The following is an 18,571-nucleotide window of genomic DNA, read 5'->3' as shown; positions in this document are numbered from 1 at the left end:
TGTTCAGCATGCACCGCAGGGTACGGCGGCATCGCGTGCGGCAAAAACTCACCTACGGCTCAAACATTTGCCGCAGCACTCAACCGCCNAGCATGCACCGCAGGGTACGGCGGCATCGCGTGCGGCAAAAACTCACCTACGGCTCAAACATTTGCCGCAGCACTCAACCGCCGCACCCTGCGGTGCTCTCGGACGTTGCCGCTGAATCGTTACTGTCCTTTTTCCTTTGTCCCTTGGTTCTTGGTTTTAAACAAAGGACCAAGGACCAGGGACAAAGGACGATTTTCTCCCTAAAACGGGCACCGGCCCTGCTTCACATGATCTTCCACTTCGTCCCGGAACAGGCGCAGCAGAGCCTCCACCGGTGCCATGGCGCCGTCGGCCAGGGGACAGAAAGCGCGGCTGCCGACCTTGAACACGTACTCTCCGCGCATGGGTCCCCACATGGCCCCGGTCATGGCCTGACCGCTGATGTTGCGCATCTGATCCTGCAGCATGTAAACGTCATCCATGCTTGCCGTGCCGCCTTCGATCTTCTCCAGCAGCCAGGTGACCATGACCAGGCCATCGCGGCAGGGAGTGCACCAGCCACAGCTTTCCCGCGCAAAAAATCGGATGAGGTTGAGAGTCGCGGCCAGCATGCAGGTGCGGTCATCGAAAACAGTGATGCAGGCGGTACCCAAACGGCTGCGCGCGCCTTGCACGGCATCGAAGTCCATGGGCAGATCGAGATGCGCGCGGGTCAGATAAGGCGTCGACGCGCCGCCCGGCAGGCAGGCCTTGAAACGCCGCCCGCGCCAGACCCCGCCGCCGTAGTGCTCAATGATCTCGCCCAAAGGCACTCCCAGGGGCAGTTCAACGCAGGGGGTGGCTTCCAGGTGCCCGGAAAGACCGAAAATCTTGCTGCCCGCGCCCTCCGCGGTCAGCGCCACGCCCCGGTACCAATCGGCGCCGCCATTGATGATGTGCGGCACGTTGGCCAGGGTTTCCACGTTGTTGATAACCGTCGGCCGATCGAACAAGCCCTGGTTGACCGGGAAAGGCGGCTTGGCGCGCGGATTGGGACGGCGCCCCTCGAGACCGTTGAGCAGAGCGGTTTCCTCGCCGAGAATGTAACGCCCGGCGCTGCGATGCAAGCGCAGGTCACAAAAAAAGCCCGAGCCGAGAATGTCGTTCCCCAAATAGCCCGCCTGCCGGGCCTCGGCTATAGCGCGCTCGACGCGCCGTGCGCAATCCTCGTAGGCATAACGCAAAAAGATATAGCCGATATCGATCTGCAAAGCATAGGCGGCGATGATCATTCCCTCGATGAGCTGATGAGGATCGGCCAACAGCAACTGCCGGTCTTTATAGGTACCGGGCTCCATTTCATCGCCGTTGCACACCAGGTATTTGACCCCGGCCTTTTGGGCGGGAAAAAACGCCCACTTCTGCCCGGTGGGAAAACCCGAGCCGCCGCGCCCGCGCAGTCCGGCGTTCTTCACCTCGTCGATGACCTCTTGCGGCGTCATCTGCGTCAGGGCCTTCTTCAACGCCCCATAGCCGCCTGCCGCGCGATAACCGTCGAGAAACAGGGTCTCCCCCGGGCGGCGGTTTTTGAAGAGAATTTGCGGATAATCCTTCATGGACGCGCCTCATCGGCCTCTGCAGAGAGGATCTGGTCGATACGCTCCGGACTCAGATTGCCGTAGGTCTTAAGGCCGATCATCATCGCCGGCGCGTCGCCGCAGGCGCCGAGGCAGCAGCTCGGCAGCAAGGTAAAAGCTCCATCGGCGCTGGTCTCGCCCAGGGCGATGCCCAATTTGTCCTGAAGATAGACAGCGAGTTCCACCCCCCCGCGGCTCCAGCAGCAGATCGAGTCGCACAAGCGAATCACCCGACGCCCCACCGGCCGGCGATAAATCTTGTCGTAGAAGGTGGCCAATTCCTCCACCTTGAGGGGCGTGGTTCCCAGGATTTCCGCCGCCAACTCCACCCCCGCGTCGGGCACCCAGCCGTGATGTGCCTGAATCGCACGCAACAAATCGATGGCAAACTCCATGGGATGAGCATGCCCCGCAACCCGCTTTTTCCAGACATCGACCTGATCTTGAGGCAACAGTTCCACCAAACCAACCCCTTCGCTTTTCCGCTTGAATCCGCCCTGATCGATGTTCATCCGAGTTGATCCGTGTTGGCGGATTTGGCTCCTAACGGTCCAAATCCGCCAACACGAAATCGATGGAACCCAGGATTGCAATGAGATCGGCCAGCAACCAGCCGCGGCTCAACAGCGGCACCATTTGCAGGTGGGCAAAGCTTGGCGTGCGGATGCGCAGCCGATAAGGAACGCTCTCGCCGTCACTGACCAGATAGTAGCCGCACTCACCCTTGCTCGATTCGATCCCCCGGTAACACTCACCCTGAGGCGGCGCGGGACCGCGTGAAACGTTGACAAAATGGGCAATGAGGCTTTCGATATCATTGAGCCCGTCCTCGCGCCGCGGGTAGGCGTAGCGGTAATCGTCCGTCATCCAGGCGCCGGCAGGCATGTTCGCCGCCGCCTGTCTGACAATACCGAGGCTCTGGCGCATCTCGCCGAGGCGGACCTGATAGCGGGCGAAACAGTCGCCGCCCGTGGCAGTCACCACCTCGAAGTCGAACTTTTCATAGCCGCCGTAGGGCATTTTGCGCCGCAGGTCCCAGTCCAAACCGCAGGCGCGCAAATTGGGACCGCTCATCCCCCAGTCCACAGCTTCATCCCGGGACACCACGCCGACCCCCTCGGTGCGAGCGCGGAAAATGGGGCCGTCGCTGAGCAGTTTGTCGAATTCGTCGAGCCTCTGGTCAAAATCGCGGGTGAAGGAATCCACCACGGCCTGCCAGCCCTGGGGCAGGTCCTCGGGCACCCCGCCGATGCGCAACCAGGCGGGGTGCATGCGCCCGCCGGTAATCATTTCGACAATGTCGAAGATTTTCTCTCGCGATTCGAAGGCGTAGAACACCGGGGTCATGGCGCCGACGTCATGGGCGAAGGTGCCGAGCCACACCAGGTGATTGGCAATGCGGAACAGTTCGCATAAAAGAACGCGGATGTACTGGGCACGCTCGGGGACTTCGACACCGAGCAGAGTTTCCAGAGGATAGAGATAGGCCAGGTTATTCATGGCCCCGGAGAGGTAGTCGATGCGGTCGGTGTAGGGAATAAACTGGTTCCAGTGCTGGCGCTCGCCGATTTTTTCGGCAGCGCGGTGGTGATAGCCGATATCGGCATCGACATCCCGCAGCTCTTCTCCGGCGAGCTTGAGAATCAGCCGCAGCACGCCGTGGGTGCCGGTATGCTGGGGGCCCAGGTTGAGCAGCATGGTCTGCTCGTCATCGGCGAGGCGGCGTCCCTTGAAGAACTCCGTTGCGTCGGCTGGAATCATGGTTGCCGCGGTCGCGGCCGTGTAGGCCGGCATGTCCGTACCACGGGCGGGATGCTCTTTGCGCAGGGGGTGCCCCACCCAGGAGGTCGGCATGAGGATGCGATGGAGGTTGGGGTGGCCGGCAAAGCGCACACCGAACATGTCGAACACTTCGCGCTCATACCAGTTGGCCGAAGACCACAGAGGAGTCAGGGAAGGAACTTCGACGCCCTCTTTCACCGGCACCTTGACCCGTGCATAGCCGGGCTTATCAAAGCTCAGAAGATGATAAACCAGGGTGAAGCGCTCTTGCGGGGGAAGCTTGCGCGCGCTCTCGTCAACGGCGCTGAGATCCTCCAGACGTTGGAAACGGGTTGGCGCCTCCTGTTTGAGAAAACCCAGCAAAGAAAGCGCGACCTCGGGCGCGGCGACAAAGGTCGGCATATCCGCCGCCGCCTCGTCAATGCGCACCCGCGCCCCGAAACGTTCATGAACCGCGCGGCACACATCGGAGGTGCCCGGCGCGAACGCCACCCGCGGTTGCGGCGGCCGCCACATGAGAGAGGAGCGACTCTGCCAGAAACGCGGGGACTGCATGGAGGTGCCGCGCACCGCGCTGTTACCGTAGCCGGGACCGCGCGGATCGCGGCTTTTGCTCAGCCCGTCGACCAGCACCGGGCGGGTGGTCCCTTCGCTGCCGCCCTTGAGGCCGAGGATGCTGCGTGTCGGGCGCTCCTCGCGGCGGATCTTTTCCTGCAACCTCATCAGCCCCTCGATGAATGCTTCGGGGCGCGGCGGGCAGCCGGGAACATAGACATCCACCGGCAGAATCTGGTTGACGCCCTGGATGACGCTGTAGCAGTCGTACATGCCGCCCGAGTTGGCGCAACTGCCCATGGACATGACCCATTTGGGATTGGCCATCTGCTCGTAGAGGCGCAGGATGGTCGGGCCCATTTTTTTAAATGGCGTACCGGAGATCACCATCAGGTCGGCCTGCCGCGGGCTGCCACGCAACACCTCGGCACCGAAGCGCGCCAGATCGTGACGCGGCGTCATGCTCGTCATCATTTCAACGAAACAGCAGGACAAGCCGAAAAACATGGGCCACAGGCTGTTGCTGCGCGCCCAGTTGACCGCCTCATCGAGATTGGCGAGCCAGATGTTGTCGGGCAGTTCCTCCCTCACTCTCCGCCTCCCCTGCCACGCATACGCCCCTGTGCGCTAGGGTGCCAGTCAAGCCCCCCGGTTTTCCACAGATGCACCAGGCCCAGAAGCACTATGGCGATGAAAAAGCCGACCTGTGCGAGCCCCGCCCAGCCGAGAATATCCCAGGCCACCGCCCAGGAGAGAATGAACACCGCATCGACGGCAAAAATGATGAAGAAGATGGCCACCAGGAAAAAAGGTGCGGGCGCGCGCAGATACGCACCGCCGGTCGGTGCCACCCCTGATTCATAGGGCGCTTGCTTCAGAGAACTGTGCGTCCTGTGCCCAAGCAGCCAAGACAAGCCCATGAGAAAGGCGACGAGAAGCACCGCCAACAGCGCATAAAGCCCCAGAGCCGCCAAGGATTCGGCGGCGGGGGGCAGATCCCCGGTTGGCGGGGAAAGGGCGACAGCGGATGCGGCCAGAATCAGAGGCATGAGGATTCCACCGAAAAAGAAAGTCAGTGCGGGAGGCGCAGCGTGAGGGAAACGGCGCCGAAGGCAAAAACAGCCCCGCTGAACGGGTCAGGGGGCTGTATAGAAGAGATGATAGCACAAGATCGGGGGGTGTCCAGCGGGGTCGGATTTCAGCGCGCGCTTGCCTCGGCTATGGCCCGGCGCGCCAGTTCATCGCAGCGCTCATTTTCCGGGTGGCCGGTGTGACCACGCACCCAATGCCATTCCACCTGATGCTTGGCGCACAGAGCCAGCAGCGGCTCCCACAGGTCGCGGTTGGCAACATCCTTTTTTTGCGAGTTCTTCCAACCGCGCCGGATCCAGGCCGGCGACCACTCGGTGATGCCCTTTTTGACGTATTCCGAATCCGTGGTCAGACGCACTCGGCAAGGCCGCTTCAGGGCCGCCAGAGCCTCGATGGCCGCAGTCAGCTCCATGCGATTGTTGGTGGTTTGCGCCGCGTAACCCGAAAGTTCCTTCTCATGGCCATTGTAGCGCAGCACCGCGCCCCAGCCACCGGGTCCGGGGTTGCCCGAGCAGGCACCATCGGTGAAAATATCGACAAAATTCTCAGATTCGCTCATAACTTAGATTTCGGCACATTTCCAAACGGAAACAGCCCCGTCGCCGAAGGGGCAACGGGGCTGTTAATGTTGGCGTCCCCAGGGGGATTCGAACCCCCGTCGCCGACGTGAAAGGCCGGTGTCCTGGGCCGGGCTAGACGATGGGGACTGAGTGGTGAGCCGCGTAGGAGTCGAACCTACGACCATCTGATTAAAAGTCAGATGCTCTACCAACTGAGCTAGCGGCTCGCGCAACGGAAGCCTGTTATATATGAACCGATTGTGCGCGTCAACTTTTTTTTTACTTTTTTTGCTTTTTTCGTTTTTTCTGCCGCTCCCGCGAATTTTCCGGAAGGTCAGGCCCCGTCGAAGGGGTTTTTCAACTGGATGGTCTGGTCGCGCCGCGGCCCCACCGAAACCAGCACCACCGGACAGCCGCACAGCTCTTCGATCTTTTTGAGGTAGCTGCGCGCCTGCGGCGGGAAGTCTTCGAGGCGACTCAGGTCACAGGTATCCTGCTGCCAACCTTCGAATTCCTCGTAAACCGGCTGGCACTTGGCGAGGACCTCGAGGTCATGGGGATAATCCGTCAGCAATTCTCCCTGGCAGCTGTAGGCAGTACAGATCTTAATGGTTTCCAGCTCGTTGAGCACATCCATCTTGGTAATGGCCAGTCCGGTCATGCCGTTGAGGCGCACCGCTTCCCGCAGTGCCACGGCGTCAAGCCAGCCGGTGCGTCGCGGCCGTCCGGTGGTAGCGCCGAACTCCTGCCCGATCCGGCGCAGGCGATCACCCATTTCATCATTGAGCTCGGTGGGAAAAGGACCTTCCCCGACCCGCGTCACATAGGCTTTGGAAATGCCGATGACTTCGTCGATAAAGCGCGGGCCGATGCCGGCACCGGTGCAGGCGCCGCCGGCAATGGTCGAGGATGAGGTGACATAGGGATAGGTGCCGTGATCGATATCGAGCAGGCTGCCCTGGGCACCCTCGAAGAGGACATTGCGGCCGGCACGAACGCTTGCGTTTACCAGCACCGAGGCGCTGCCCAAATATTGCTTCAGGCGTTCGCCGTAAGCTGTGTATTCGGCAATAATGGCCTCTTCGGAAAGAGGCGGCTGTCCGAGAAATTTTTCCAGAAGAAAATTCTTTTCGGGCAACTGTTCACGCACCTTGCGGGCAAAAACCTCAGGCTGGACCAGATCGGCGAAACGGATGCCTCGCCGGCCGATCTTATCCTCGTAGGTCGGACCGATGCCGCGACCGGTCGTGCCGATCTTGCGCCCTGCGCCGCTTTCGCGCGCCTTGTCGATCGCCACATGGTAGGGCATGATAATGTGCGTATTGCCGTCGACCACCAGTTGCCGATCGTCCTTGAGATAACCACGCGCCTTGAGCCGATCGATTTCCTCGAGAAAGACTTTGGGATCAAGGACCACGCCGTTGGCGATGATGCAGCGTTTGCCCTCGTGCAGAATTCCCGAGGGGATGAGGTGCAGGACGGTTTTTTCCTTGCCAACGACCAGGGTATGTCCGGCATTGTTGCCGCCTTGAAAACGAACCACGTCGCCGGCATATTCGGTGTAGATGTCAACGACCTTTCCCTTGCCTTCGTCACCCCACTGGGCGCCGACGATAATTACATTTGCCATAAAGGTATCCTTCTTTCTATTCAATCGGTCAGAAAAGCAAAATCACCCGCCAGAATATCCTGTAGATCGGCCTGGAGACTGATGCCGTCCGCCGTGCGGATGATCCGAACATCTTCACCTTCACGACCGAGAGTCATGACAAAGCGAAAACTCATCTTGCGGGCATACTCCAGGGTTTCATCGAGTTCGCGCGGGTAGATGTCGCGGGCGGCAGAAAAGCCCGCGGCTCGTAGCAGGCGCGCCAAGCGTTGCGCAAGAACCTTGTCGTCTCCCGACTGAAAAATCAGCACATCGGTGCTGCGTCGGGTCCGCTCATCGAGTTCGCCCTCCAGGGCGAAGAGCAGATTGAGAATGTTGAAAGCAAAGCCCGTGGCAGGAGCGGGAAAGCCATACCGCGCCGTCAGGTTGTCGTAACGCCCTCCCGAGCAGACCGCGCGGCCGAGTCCCGGCAGGAACCCCTGAAAGGTCACACCTGTGTGATAATCGAGTCCGCGAATCTCGCCGAGGTCAATGGTGACATGATCCTCAACCCCGTACACGGCGAGGATATCAAGAACCCGCGCCAAGTTGTCCAGCGCACGCCGGGAGCGCTCGTTGCGCACCACGGAGGCGGCGCGGTCCAGTACCTCGCGCCCACCGAACAGGCGCGGCAGAATGCTGATTTCCTCCCGCGCCTGGGCGGAAATCGGCGCCTCGGCCAGCAATGCCTGCAGGCCCGAGGAATCCTTGTGGCCAATGGCGTTCTCGACATCTTGCGCGAGGTTTCCCGACAGGGAAAGCCCCTCCATGACTCCGCGGAAAAACTCCACCTGTCCGATATCCACGGTAAATTTGCGGGCACCGAGAGCGTTGAGACCTTCCACCGCCATGGCGATCATTTCCGCATCGGCCTCGGGACTCTGCAATCCGATCAACTCCGCGCCGGCCTGTAGTATCTCGCGGTCCTTGCCGGTCTGCTGCTCGGCATGACGCATGACCCGCCCCGCATAGCACAACCGCAGGGGCAGGGGAAAATCACGCATGCGGGTCGCAACGATACGGGCGACCTGCGGCGTGATATCCGGAGGAATCGCCACCAAATGACCGCCCTGGCGATCGTCGAAACGGAAGGTGCGCTCACGCAATCCGGCTCCCAATGCCTTTTCCAGAACATGCAGGTATTCCAGTGAGGGCGGCATGACGGGCCTGAAACCCCACTGCGCGAAGACATCAAGCAGGGTATGCTTGAGATATTCGATCTTGGCCGCCTTGACCGGGAGAAAGTCCTTAACCCCCCGGGGGAGCATATTTTCAGGAACGGCGGATGGTAGCTTCATGGACGCGCAAAATCCTTTCAAGACAATCCGGTCGCCGATTTACAACTCGACCTGCACAGCCGAAAGAATACTCTCATGGCCAAGCAATCGAGCCAGCACGGATTCGGGCACCGGGCTGTCGACAGTTATAAGGGATACCGCCTCACCGCCCCTTTTGGTACGGCGAGACAGATTCATCATGGCGATATTGATTTCGGCCTCGGCAAGTATCTGGCCGATAAAACCGATGACGCCGGGACGATCAACATTGAGCAGCACCAGAATATGGCCTTGGGGCATGGCCTCCAGCTGGTGATCGTCGATACGCACGATACGCATGTCGCGGCCGTCGAACAGCGCCCCGGCCACCACCCGCCGGGTTTCGCCGGCGTCCACGGTGAGTCGGATCAGGTTGGAGTAGCCTTCGGCCGAGGGATTGCTGACCTCAACCACGGCGATGCCCCGCTCCCGAGCCAGATGAGGCGCGTTGACGTAATTGACCACTTCGCCGAGCAAAGGGCCCATGAGCCCTTTGAGCAGCGCCATGGTCATGGGCGCGGTGGGAAAATCGACGATATCTCCGGCATATTCGATGGTCACCCGCTTCAGACCACGGGGATTGAGCTGCGCCTGAAAAGCACCGAGTTTTTCCGCCAGTTCAAAATAAGGGCGCATCACCGGCAGCAATTCGGCGCTGACACAGGGTACGTTGAGGGCGTTGACGATCACTCCGCGCAGCAGAAAATCAACCACCTGATGAGCCACCTGCAGCGAGACATTGATCTGCGCATCGACGGAAGATGTACGCAGATGCGGCGTACAGATCACCTGATCAAGTTGGAGCAGCGGGTTCTCGGGATCGGGGGGCTCTTTGGCAAACACGTCGAGGGCGGCACCGGCCACGCGTCCGGTGCCGATGGCCCGAGCCAGGGCGGCCTCGTCGACCAGCCCGCCCTGGGCGCAATTAATGATCCGACAACCCGGCTTGACCCGACCCAGGGCGTTTTCGTCAAGCAACTGAAAGGTTTCGGAATTCAGAGGAACGTGCAAGGTGATAAAATCGCTGCGCGCCAGGATTTTGGAAAAATCAACCGGCTCGGCGCCCAACTGGTGAACCATCTCAGAGCTCAGATAGGGGTCGTGCACCAGAACCCGCATCTTCAACCCAAGGGCCCGTTCAATCACCAAGCGCCCGATCTTGCCGGCGCCGACGACTCCCAGAATTTTTCCGGAGATCTCCACGCCGGGGGAATCGGTCTTGGACCAAATGCCATCCTTGACGGCCTTATCGGCTGCGGGGATGTTGCGGGCCAGGGCCATGAGCATGGCCAGGGTGTGCTCGGCGGAAGTAATGGCGCTACCGAAAGGGGTATTCATGACCACCACCCCTTTGTGATTGGCGGCAGCCAGGTCCACGTTTTCAACACCGATTCCGGCACGGCCGATGACCCTCAAGCGGGGCGCGGCATCGAAAAGTTCAGCATCCACCTGGGTGCCGGCCCGCACCACCAGAGCATCGGCCTGCGCCACATGCTGCAGAAGCTCCTGGCGTTCGGCGCCGGGGAGATAATCCACCTCGATGCCTTCGGTTTCCTCGAAGATGCGCAAACCCTCCGCGGAGAGCTTGTCGGAAACCAGGATTTTCATTACCTCTCCCATCCCCCGAAATGGCCGTAAACACACCGTATCCAGCGAGTTTACCGAAGCTGGTACACTAGCAACAGGAGGGGGGGATGTCAAGACCAAAGCCGGGCGGCAAAGCGGCCGCCTGGGGAGTCAAAGGGGGGCTGATGTGGAGGGCGACGAAAAAGGCTCCGCCCGAAAGCGGAGCCTGAAGCGGACAAGACAGATCCCTAGAGGCAATCGAAGCAAACTAGGCTCTCATCACATTTTGCGCCTGAAGCCCCTTGGGACCCTGAATGACGCTGAAAATCACCGCGTCCCCCTCGACCAGGGTCTTGAAACCATCCATCTGTATCGCACTGTAATGCACGAACACATCCGGACCACTGTCCTGCTCAATGAACCCGAAACCTTTGGTTTCATTGAACCACTTCACCTTTCCCTGTTCCTGTTCCATTACTCCCTCTCCCTGCATAAGCGCTATGGTTCCCCCGGCGGCGATCAACCCGGAGGAAAGCCTCCTGTCGATATCAAAAAATGATCGCCTGATATGAATTGTCTGCAAAGGACAAGCAAAAAGGCAACTATTCAGCAGCAATGCCCAACACGTCACAGGCCTTGGCGGTTGCGTACCGCGCTGAATGTTTGAGCCACAGGCGAGGTTTCAGCGCAAGCGATGCCGCCGCGGCCTGCGGTGCAGACTGAGCAACTACTTAAAAAGAAAAGAAAAAAGAAGACCCCCTCCGGGTTCCCGGAAACAGTGGATGGCAAGACATGTCCGTTACAGGCATCAGATACGTGAATCGCCTTCCATCTCGACCGGGAGAGATATCTCCTCGGCCAATTTAGCGAAACACGGCGGGCAGATGGCCGCCGTGTCGACTTCACTGCGATCTTCTCGCACCTGATGTCCCTTTCCGGCTTTGACTCCCAGAAAACTGTCGCACCATGCACAATAACGGAGCAAGCCCATCTCCTTCTGTTACCGCCTTGCCGTGGTTCCCGGACCCAAAACCCCACAATGTCCGTACCCCGGCTCTCTGCGCTACATTTTAGCAGAACTCACTCTTACTTCAATCCCGAGGGACGATTCAGATACAAGGCCCCATTGCGCCGCAGGCGATGCCGCTGCGACCTGCGGCGCAGGCTGAACAGATTAGCCCTCCGACTCCTTTTGCAGAAATCTCATCAACAACCGCACACCGAAACCGCTTGCGCCCTTGGCGACCCAGGGCTCGCCCTTTTCTTCCCATGCGGTGCCGGCGATATCAAGATGCGCCCAGTTGAGGCCATCGGCGAATTTGTGCAGAAAGGCAGCAGCGGTAATGGTCCCCGCGGGTCGTCCGCCGAGGTTCTTGACATCGGCGATTTCGCTTTTGATCTGCGCCGCATATTCGTCCCACAGGGGCAGTTGCCAGAGCTTCTCGCCGCTGTCGCGCCCCGCGGCCAACAGACGGGTAATAAGTTCCTCGTCGCTACCGAGAACAGCAGCCGCATGATGGCCCAGGGCAATGATGCAGGCGCCGGTCAGAGTCGCCAGATCAACGACCACACGCGGTTCAAAGCGTTTAACGTAGGTCAGCGCATCGGCCAGAATCAACCGTCCCTCGGCATCGGTATTGAGCACTTCGATGGTGCGCCCCGACAGGGAAGTCAGGATATCGCCGGGGCGCATGGCGGTACCGGACGGCAGGTTTTCCACCGCGGGAATCACGCCGACCAGGTTGACGGGCAGGCGGGCCTGTGCCGCGGCCCTGAAGGTGCCAATCACCGCCGCCGCGCCGGCCATGTCCATTTTCATTTCGTCCATCTTTTCAGCCGGCTTAAGAGATATACCCCCGGCGTCAAAAACCACCCCCTTGCCGACCAGCGCAACAGGTTTTTCTTCTTTTTTGCCACCCTGATATTCAAGCACGATCAGACAGGGTTCGCGCACGCTGCCGCGAGCAACGCCGAGCAGGGCGCCAAAGCCCTGCTTCTCCAGTTCCTCGCGTTCAATGAGGGTGCAGACAAAGCCCTGCTCCCGCGCCACGGCTTGTGCCTGCTCCGCCAGATAGCGCGGCGACTTGACATTGCCCGGCTCGTTGACCAGGTCGCGAGCCAGATAAACCCCGGTGCCTACCGCCCGGGCCACCGCCACCCCCGCTTCGACGGCGGACACGACGGCGGATTCATCAACCAGATAGCAGACCTCGGCCAGCGCCGGCGGCAACTTGTCGCGCTGCTCGGTACGGTAACGATCAAAGCGGTAAGCCCCGAGCAGAAAACCTTCGGTAACCGCCTGCGCCACATCGGAATGGCCGGCGCCCTTGACCCCGACTTGCACCAGATTAGTAGCCAATTCCGTGATACGGCGCCGCTGGAGCAGCTCAGCCGCCACCGCGGCGGCCTTGCGCAATCGATCCAGATCGCAGTCCGTCGCGCGCCCCAGTCCCACGGCCAGCACCCGCTGCGCGGGCAGGCGGCCGGCGGTGCTCATCAACAGTGTTTCCTTGAATTCGCCGCGGAATTCGCCCGCGCGAATCGCTTGCTGCAAAAGTCCGCCCAGGGCTTCATCGAGCTTCTTCAAAAAACCACCCTTGAGCTTGTCTTCGAAAACACCGACCACCAGTACCGCTGCCTTGCGCTTCAGCAGGTCGGCTTTTTTCACTTTGAATTCCATCATTTCACCCTTTCCATCAGCAGATTTCAGCAATATTGTCGCTGCGGCATCCGCGCTCCGCAGCTTCGCCCATGACTTTAATCGAAATCCCGTGCAATTCAACCCCGGCGCACCCGCCAAGGATCATCCCGCAGAGCCTATCAACCTTTATTAACAAGGTCTTTTGACTTTTCAGGCTCTACGAGTAAAATCTTTGAGGGCCTATATGTGTGCTTAAAAAATCTCTGTAACTATTCTGCTGCGAGGACCGACACTGCCGCAGGATGCGGCGGTTGAGTGCTGCGGCAAATGTTTGAGCCGCAGGTGAGTTTTTGCCACACGCGATGCCGCCGCACCCTGCGGCGCCTGCTCAACGGTTACAAATCTCTTCTTCATCAGGTTCAGGAGGCCGGAAATGAAACGCTTGACGCTGCTGCAGCCGCTGGTGGCCGGGTTGGTCTTTTTGCTGCTCAATGCCTGCGCACCTGGAACGCCCGCCACAGATACCCGCCATCTGGCCCGTTATGTCGAGCAGGATGGGAAGACCGGGGTCACAGGCCAGGTTACCCTCGGGGAAAAGGGCGCCCCTCTAAGCGACGCCTATGTCAGCCTCTACCCTGGGGCCTTCAGCAACCTGCTCGGTCCGCCCCAATACATCTCCGGCCCGAGCGACGACCAAGGCCGCTACCAGATAGACAACATCCAGCCGGGAACTTATTACGTCGTCGCGCGCAAACGCCAGAGCGGCCAACCCGCTGGTCCCCTCTCGCCCGGCGACTACTATTCGGAACACCAGCGCATTACCACCGAGGTTCGCCCCGGCAAGATGTCCCTGGTCGACCTGCCGGTGGTTACCATCAAGGCGCCCATGCTGTTCAAAAGATCGGTCGGAGAAGTGCGCACCGACACCGGCATCCGCGGCAAACTCACGGATACCAAGGGCCAACCCGTCGCGGGCAGCTTTGCCATAGCCTACCTCGACGAGGATGTCAAACGCGCGCCCGATTTCGCCTCGACCCTGGCGGATCAGGAAGGCCGCTTCGTTCTCTATCTGCCCCAGGGCGGCACCTACTACCTGGCCGCGCGTGTGCATGCCTGGGACATGCCCCGACCGGGCGAACTTTATGGTCTGCATGGCGGCGACGCGCCGCAACCGCTGAAAATCACCGACGGAGAGTTCATCGAGGAAATGCACCTCGTCATGAAACCCTTTGAAGGCGAGTACAAACCTGAAAAAAGTCGCAGGCCGTTTTGAACTTGAATCCTCACAGGCGCCGCGGCGCGATCCCTGTCGCGGCACACGGACTTTCGACAAAGAAGACCTCAGAACTCAATCGGTGGCGAAACAGGGCGCTGATCCTGGCGCTGTTTATCTGCCCTTTCGGCCTTCTGTTCAGTGGTGCGGCCGCGGCGGCAACCACGCCCGACGAAGAGGTGCTGCGTGTCGCCACCCGTGAGGTGCCACCCTTTGCCATGCGCGACGCCGAGGGTCACTGGCGCGGCATCAGTATCGACCTGTGGCGCGCCGCCGCCGAAGATCTGAACTTGAAGTTTGAATTCTACGACACCAGCCTTGCGGACATGCTTGACGGAACAGGGCGGCAGCGTTTTGACGCGGCGGTGGCTGCCATCACCGTCACCGCCGAGCGGGAACGCCATCTGGATTTTACCCACCCGTTCTACACCACCGGGCTGGCCATTGCCGTACCCACCACGGAAAGAACCCAGTGGCTAGGAGTGGCCCGCGCATTTCTTTCGCGCGAGTTTTTTCAGGTGGTCAGCGTCCTCGCGCTGGTGCTGCTGGGCTTCGGATTGTTAACCTGGCTGTGCGAGCGCCGCCGCAATTCCGCGCAATTCGGGGGCAGCAGCCTGCAGGGCATCGGTGCGGGCTTCTGGTGGGCTGCCGTCACCATGACCACCGTCGGCTACGGCGACAAGGCGCCCGTGACTCTGGGCGGGCGTCTGGTGGCGCTGGTGTGGATGTTCGGTGCGATCATCATCATTTCCAGCTTTACCGCAGCCATTACCTCGGCGTTGACGGTTTCGCAACTGAGCGGATCCATCAGTGGCCCTGAAGAGCTGCATCGGGCACGCGTAACCAGTGTTTCCGGCTCCACCAGCGCCGCTTACCTGAGCCGCAACCATATCGGATTTCACCCCTTTGCCACATTGTCCGAGGCCCTGCAAGCGGTAGCCGACGGCCGGGCCGATGCCTGCGTCTACGACGCGCCCCTGCTGCAACATTTAACCAACACGCAATTTTCCGGGAATATCCGCGTTCTGCCCGCAACCTTTGAACGCCAGGATTATTCCATTGCCTTGCCCCGCGACAGTGAGCTGCGCAAACCTCTCAACCAGGAAATATTGCTCCGCATCAATTCGCGCTGGTGGCAAGACATTCTCTATCGTTACCTCGGCGGGTGAAAGACGCGACACCAAAATCGACTGCCGATAATTAAACTCATTGAAATTCCCACATAAGAACGATTAAGATGGGCCGACCTGTGCAGCCTCGGCCGCGACTCGCTTGCGATTGAATGCCCTGCCGCCTCCTCAGCAAAGATTAACGGCGCCCATGTTCAACGACTATAAAACTATTGTCAAACATCTCGGGGATCTTCCCCCGATGCCCGCCGTCGCCATAAAGGTTCTGGATTTGCTCAAGAACCCTTACTGCTCGGCGAAACTCCTGGCCAAAGCCATTTCCCACGACGCGGCCGTTTCCGGACGCATTCTGCGCATCGCAAATTCTCCCATCTACGGGCGCCAGAAGCGGGTCACGACCCTGGAAGGAGCCATCGTGGTGTTGGGCGAAAATATTCTCCGCACCCTGGTTCTTGAAACCAGCCTGCGCGGCATCAACAAATCCTTCGGCCGCCTTGAGCGCATGCTGTGGGAAGACTCCATCGGTTGCGCCATCGCCGCGCGCATCATCGCCCGGCGCCTCGGGCAGGCCGATCCCGAGGAAACCTTCATCGCCGGCCTGTTTCGCCATATCGGCAAAGTGGTCATGAGCAATCACGACAAGGAAACCTACCAGCGCGTTCTCGATATGGCGCCCACCGCCGAAGAAGGCCTGATCGATCTCGAACGTGCTTTTTTCGCCTTTTCTCATGAACTGGTGGGCGCCGCCGTACTCGACAACTGGAATCTGGCGCCGGTCTTGGTGCAAAGCGCCCTCCATCATCACGATCTGCGCCTCGACGAAGAAGCCGACCCGCAGACCTGGCACCAGGTTGCCATTGTCAATGTCGCGGGCCGGGTCTGCCGGCGGCTAGGCATCGGTCAGGAAGCCCCCTTGCCCGACCTCGACCTGGCAAGTGCTCCCGGGGCCATTTACCTCAGGCTCTCGGATGATCTCCTTGAAATTTTCGAGCAGGAAATTGCTGCCCTGTTTGAAAAAGAGCGCGACTTTTTCCTGTCGCCAGGCCGCTGACACCCCATTCTGAGGCGCCCCCCCTGAGACATTCTGTCCCAAAGCCAGGGACAAAATGTCCAAGCATTCGCACAGCCCCCCAAGCCACAAAAGAAATCCTTTACATTCCCGACACATACACAAGAGAACAGCAACTCCCCCCGATGGTACGATCCCTGCAAAACTCCTCTATGCGAATGATGCATTTGCCGGCCATCGCATCATTCGAGGCACTCAGATATTCGCTCCACGGAGGCAAATCTCATGAAGAAATTTCTAGAAATATCGGCAGTCCTGAGTTTTCTTCTTATCAGCAGCAGCGCGTCCTTTGCCGCATCGGGCCAGATTCAGGGTCCGGGAAGCTTGTTTTTTGTCCTACTGACCTGCTTTCTCGCATACTGCTCCCTGCTGGTCGGCTTGCAACTGACCCGGACCATCCGCCTAGTCCTGAAACGCCCCTGACCTCTCTCTGGCAAATTCCCTCGCTTCAGGGGCGGAAAGCTATGCCTTCCGCCCCTTTTCTGTACTGTCCACGATTAAAATTATGGAACTGTTTCTCAGGCACCCCAGGGTGCGGCGGCATCGCGTGCGGCAAAAACTCACCTGCGGCTCAAACATTTGCCGCAGCGCTCAACCGCGGCACCCTGCGGTGCTCTCGAACGATGCGCCTGAATAGTAACAAAAATATTTGACTTGGACAGCATCCCTCGATAGAATAAAAAGAATTGCTTCATAAAAAATTTTTCACTTCTTTAAGAAGTCGCTGTCAGATGGATGGGAGGTTGACCCATGGGCGAGGCCCCAAGCGCCGTAGCGGACAAACAAAGCAATCAGCCGGAAATTCTCTTCGAGGAAGACATCGAGCGCCACGCTCTGCGTCTCGAACTGCTGAAAAACGCCCACGAATGCCGCTGCTCAATCACCCCGAAGAGCAAAGAGGGACAAGTCACCAAAGAAGAAATCGCGGAACTTCTGGCCGCCCACGGGATAACACAGGGCATCGACAACGGACAGATCCAGGCCATGTGCCGCACTCTGGCCAAAGGTAAAACCGCCAACAACTTTTTGTTGGCCGAAGGTGTACAGCCCGCACCCGGCCCGGACGGTTATCTGGAACTGTTCGTCAAAACCTCCTCCGATCTTCCCGACTACGCCGAAGCCGAAGACGGCACCATCGATTTCCGCACCCTGAATTTCTTCTCCAACGTGACCCCGGATCAGGAAATCGGGATCCTGCGCCCCCCGGAACTGGGCGAGGAAGGCTATACGGTACGCGGCGACGTCCTGCCCGCGGTGCCGGGCAAACCTCTCAAACTCAACGTTGGCGCCGGCGCGCGCGCCGAGGGCGACAAGGTGCTGGCCGACATGGAGGGACGGGTGCTCTTCGACGGCAAGACCGTCTCCGTCACCGAGGAATATCTGGTGCAGGGCGATGTGGATCTCGCAGTGGGGAATATCGATTTTCGCGGCTTTGTGCAGGTACGCGGCGACGTACTCGACGATTTCGACATTCACGCTGTCAAGGGCATTCAGATCAACGGCAACGTGGGCATGTGTCACATCTCCTGCGGCGGCGACATCGCCCTGGGCGGCATGGCCGGTCAGGGACGCGGCACCCTCACCTGCGGCGGCAATCTGGTCGTCACCTACCTCAATGACGTGACGGTGGAGTGCGAAGGCGACATCCTGGTTAAAAACGAAATCCGCAATTCGCGGGTGTACTGTTCAGGCACCCTGACCATCGCCAACGGCAACATCTTCGGCGGGGAAACCTACGCATTGGGCGGCATCGAAGCCAAAAACGTCGGTGCTGTCAGCGGTATCAAGACGCGCCTCTACGGCGGCATCGATTACGTGCAGATTAAACTGGCCCGAGAACTCGACGAAGTACAAATGGAGTTCATCGAGCTCAATGATGAGCTGGCCATCCTCAGCCAACAGCTCAAACTCAACAGATCCCTCGGGCCTGAGGACAAGAAAAAAGTTCTCGCATTGGCCAAGCGCCTGGAGGAGATCAACCAGATCAAGTCAGAAATCGGTGAAAAAATCGTTCAGGCGCGCAAATTTGCCGAGCAACACGCCAATGGAAAAATCAACATCAAAGGCCGCCTGGGCGAGGGAGTGGTGCTGCACATCGGCGAAAATGCCGAAGAAATCAAACACGAACGCAGCGGCGCGGTGTCCATTATCGAAAACCGCAAAGGCAGCGGCTTTCACTTTCTCTCTCTGACACCCCTGTCGAAAACGGCAGAGGCCTTGGAAGAAGAACTGCAGGAAGAAGAGGCGGAAGAAGAAGTCGGCGGCGGCGAGTGGGGCAGTTGAAAGAATATTT

General features: G+C 59.6%; 16 protein-coding genes and 2 tRNA genes. 5 read left to right on the top strand and 13 right to left on the bottom strand.

The features are described from left to right. Positions 1 to 290: 290 nt before the first annotated feature. From GFER_RS12975 to GFER_RS12915, 13 genes are all read right to left on the bottom strand, one after another. Positions 291 to 1,625, bottom strand: a complete 1,335-nt coding sequence (locus GFER_RS12975; protein WP_040100091.1) for a complex I 51 kDa subunit family protein — start codon at positions 1,623 to 1,625, stop codon at positions 291 to 293. Next, positions 1,622 to 2,158: an NADH-quinone oxidoreductase subunit NuoE gene (nuoE, locus tag GFER_RS12970; RefSeq protein WP_052446390.1), complete on the bottom strand. Its 537-nt coding sequence runs from the start codon at positions 2,156 to 2,158 to the stop codon at positions 1,622 to 1,624. The genes GFER_RS12975 and nuoE overlap by 4 nt, the downstream gene beginning before the upstream one ends. 31 nt (positions 2,159 to 2,189) lie before the next feature. Further along, the gene (locus tag GFER_RS12965; RefSeq protein WP_040100090.1) at positions 2,190 to 4,574 is read right to left on the bottom strand and encodes an NADH-quinone oxidoreductase subunit B/C/D; all 2,385 of its coding nucleotides are present in this window, start codon (positions 4,572 to 4,574) and stop codon (positions 2,190 to 2,192) included. Beyond that, a complete protein-coding gene (locus tag GFER_RS12960) occupies positions 4,571 to 5,032 on the bottom strand; it encodes an NADH-quinone oxidoreductase subunit A (RefSeq protein ID WP_082048071.1) in 462 nt (153 codons plus the stop codon). The genes GFER_RS12965 and GFER_RS12960 overlap by 4 nt, the downstream gene beginning before the upstream one ends. A 149-nt stretch (positions 5,033 to 5,181) precedes the next feature. Further along, positions 5,182 to 5,634: a ribonuclease HI gene (rnhA, locus tag GFER_RS12955; protein ID WP_040100089.1), complete on the bottom strand. Its 453-nt coding sequence runs from the start codon at positions 5,632 to 5,634 to the stop codon at positions 5,182 to 5,184. A 70-nt stretch (positions 5,635 to 5,704) separates the two neighbouring features. Then, positions 5,705 to 5,782, bottom strand: a tRNA-Glu gene (locus GFER_RS12950). 4 nt (positions 5,783 to 5,786) lie between these two features. After that, positions 5,787 to 5,862, bottom strand: a tRNA-Lys gene (locus GFER_RS12945). 107 nt (positions 5,863 to 5,969) lie between these two features. Then, positions 5,970 to 7,265, bottom strand: coding sequence for an adenylosuccinate synthase (locus GFER_RS12940; protein ID WP_040100088.1), 1,296 nt, complete (start codon positions 7,263 to 7,265; stop codon positions 5,970 to 5,972). A gap of 20 nt (positions 7,266 to 7,285) precedes the next feature. Further along, positions 7,286 to 8,581: an ATP phosphoribosyltransferase regulatory subunit gene (locus GFER_RS12935; protein ID WP_040100087.1), complete on the bottom strand. Its 1,296-nt coding sequence runs from the start codon at positions 8,579 to 8,581 to the stop codon at positions 7,286 to 7,288. Between the two features lie 39 nt (positions 8,582 to 8,620). Next, positions 8,621 to 10,207, bottom strand: a complete 1,587-nt coding sequence (serA, locus tag GFER_RS12930) for a phosphoglycerate dehydrogenase (RefSeq protein WP_040100086.1) — start codon at positions 10,205 to 10,207, stop codon at positions 8,621 to 8,623. A 226-nt stretch (positions 10,208 to 10,433) separates the two neighbouring features. Further along, positions 10,434 to 10,640: a cold-shock protein gene (locus GFER_RS12925; RefSeq protein ID WP_040100085.1), complete on the bottom strand. Its 207-nt coding sequence runs from the start codon at positions 10,638 to 10,640 to the stop codon at positions 10,434 to 10,436. A 333-nt stretch (positions 10,641 to 10,973) separates the two neighbouring features. After that, complete coding sequence (locus GFER_RS18935) at positions 10,974 to 11,150, bottom strand: hypothetical protein (protein WP_153304556.1); 177 nt, start codon at positions 11,148 to 11,150, stop codon at positions 10,974 to 10,976. A gap of 189 nt (positions 11,151 to 11,339) precedes the next feature. Beyond that, the gene (locus GFER_RS12915) at positions 11,340 to 12,848 is read right to left on the bottom strand and encodes a leucyl aminopeptidase (RefSeq protein WP_052446389.1); all 1,509 of its coding nucleotides are present in this window, start codon (positions 12,846 to 12,848) and stop codon (positions 11,340 to 11,342) included. Positions 12,849 to 13,239: 391 nt separating this feature from the next. Here GFER_RS12915 and GFER_RS12910 point away from each other — a divergent pair, with 391 nt between their 5' ends. The 5 genes from GFER_RS12910 to GFER_RS17845 all read left to right on the top strand — a co-directional run bounded on the left by GFER_RS12910 (position 13,240) and on the right by GFER_RS17845 (position 18,561). Next, the gene (locus GFER_RS12910; RefSeq protein WP_040100083.1) at positions 13,240 to 14,079 is read left to right on the top strand and encodes a carboxypeptidase-like regulatory domain-containing protein; all 840 of its coding nucleotides are present in this window, start codon (positions 13,240 to 13,242) and stop codon (positions 14,077 to 14,079) included. A 2-nt stretch (positions 14,080 to 14,081) separates the two neighbouring features. Next, positions 14,082 to 15,248 (top strand): transporter substrate-binding domain-containing protein, encoded by a 1,167-nt coding sequence (locus GFER_RS12905; RefSeq protein ID WP_139172164.1) that lies wholly within the window; start codon positions 14,082 to 14,084, stop codon positions 15,246 to 15,248. A gap of 151 nt (positions 15,249 to 15,399) precedes the next feature. Next, positions 15,400 to 16,260: an HDOD domain-containing protein gene (locus tag GFER_RS12900; RefSeq protein ID WP_040100082.1), complete on the top strand. Its 861-nt coding sequence runs from the start codon at positions 15,400 to 15,402 to the stop codon at positions 16,258 to 16,260. A 243-nt stretch (positions 16,261 to 16,503) separates the two neighbouring features. Beyond that, positions 16,504 to 16,701, top strand: a complete 198-nt coding sequence (locus GFER_RS12895) for a hypothetical protein (RefSeq protein ID WP_040100081.1) — start codon at positions 16,504 to 16,506, stop codon at positions 16,699 to 16,701. 327 nt (positions 16,702 to 17,028) lie between these two features. Next, on the top strand, positions 17,029 to 18,561 hold the full coding sequence (locus GFER_RS17845) for a DUF342 domain-containing protein (protein WP_052446388.1): 1,533 nt from the start codon (positions 17,029 to 17,031) through the stop codon (positions 18,559 to 18,561). The last annotated feature ends 10 nt before the right edge of the window (positions 18,562 to 18,571 follow it).

The sequence above is a fragment of the Geoalkalibacter ferrihydriticus DSM 17813 genome (genome assembly GCF_000820505.1).
GTDB lineage: Bacteria > Desulfobacterota > Desulfuromonadia > Desulfuromonadales > Geoalkalibacteraceae > Geoalkalibacter > Geoalkalibacter ferrihydriticus.
The sequence above is the reverse complement of the archived record's forward strand: the minus strand, read 5'-3'. Positions and strand labels throughout refer to the sequence as shown.

Bases quoted from the DNA above. Each gene is read 5' to 3' on its own strand.
- GFER_RS12975 (WP_040100091.1), bottom strand. From the start codon at position 1,625: ATGAAGGATTATCCGCAAATTCTCTTCAAAAACCGCCGCCCGGGGGAG.
- nuoE (WP_052446390.1), bottom strand. From the start codon at position 2,158: ATGAACATCGATCAGGGCGGATTCAAGCGGAAAAGCGAAGGGGTTGGT.
- GFER_RS12960 (WP_082048071.1), bottom strand. From the start codon at position 5,032: ATGCCTCTGATTCTGGCCGCATCCGCTGTCGCCCTTTCCCCGCCAACC.
- rnhA (WP_040100089.1), bottom strand. From the start codon at position 5,634: ATGAGCGAATCTGAGAATTTTGTCGATATTTTCACCGATGGTGCCTGC.
- GFER_RS12940 (WP_040100088.1), bottom strand. From the start codon at position 7,265: ATGGCAAATGTAATTATCGTCGGCGCCCAGTGGGGTGACGAAGGCAAG.
- GFER_RS12935 (WP_040100087.1), bottom strand. From the start codon at position 8,581: ATGAAGCTACCATCCGCCGTTCCTGAAAATATGCTCCCCCGGGGGGTT.
- serA (WP_040100086.1), bottom strand. From the start codon at position 10,207: ATGAAAATCCTGGTTTCCGACAAGCTCTCCGCGGAGGGTTTGCGCATC.
- GFER_RS12925 (WP_040100085.1), bottom strand. From the start codon at position 10,640: ATGGAACAGGAACAGGGAAAGGTGAAGTGGTTCAATGAAACCAAAGGT.
- GFER_RS12915 (WP_052446389.1), bottom strand. From the start codon at position 12,848: ATGATGGAATTCAAAGTGAAAAAAGCCGACCTGCTGAAGCGCAAGGCA.
- GFER_RS12910 (WP_040100083.1), top strand. From the start codon at position 13,240: ATGAAACGCTTGACGCTGCTGCAGCCGCTGGTGGCCGGGTTGGTCTTT.
- GFER_RS12900 (WP_040100082.1), top strand. From the start codon at position 15,400: ATGTTCAACGACTATAAAACTATTGTCAAACATCTCGGGGATCTTCCC.
- GFER_RS12895 (WP_040100081.1), top strand. From the start codon at position 16,504: ATGAAGAAATTTCTAGAAATATCGGCAGTCCTGAGTTTTCTTCTTATC.
- GFER_RS17845 (WP_052446388.1), top strand. From the start codon at position 17,029: ATGGGCGAGGCCCCAAGCGCCGTAGCGGACAAACAAAGCAATCAGCCG.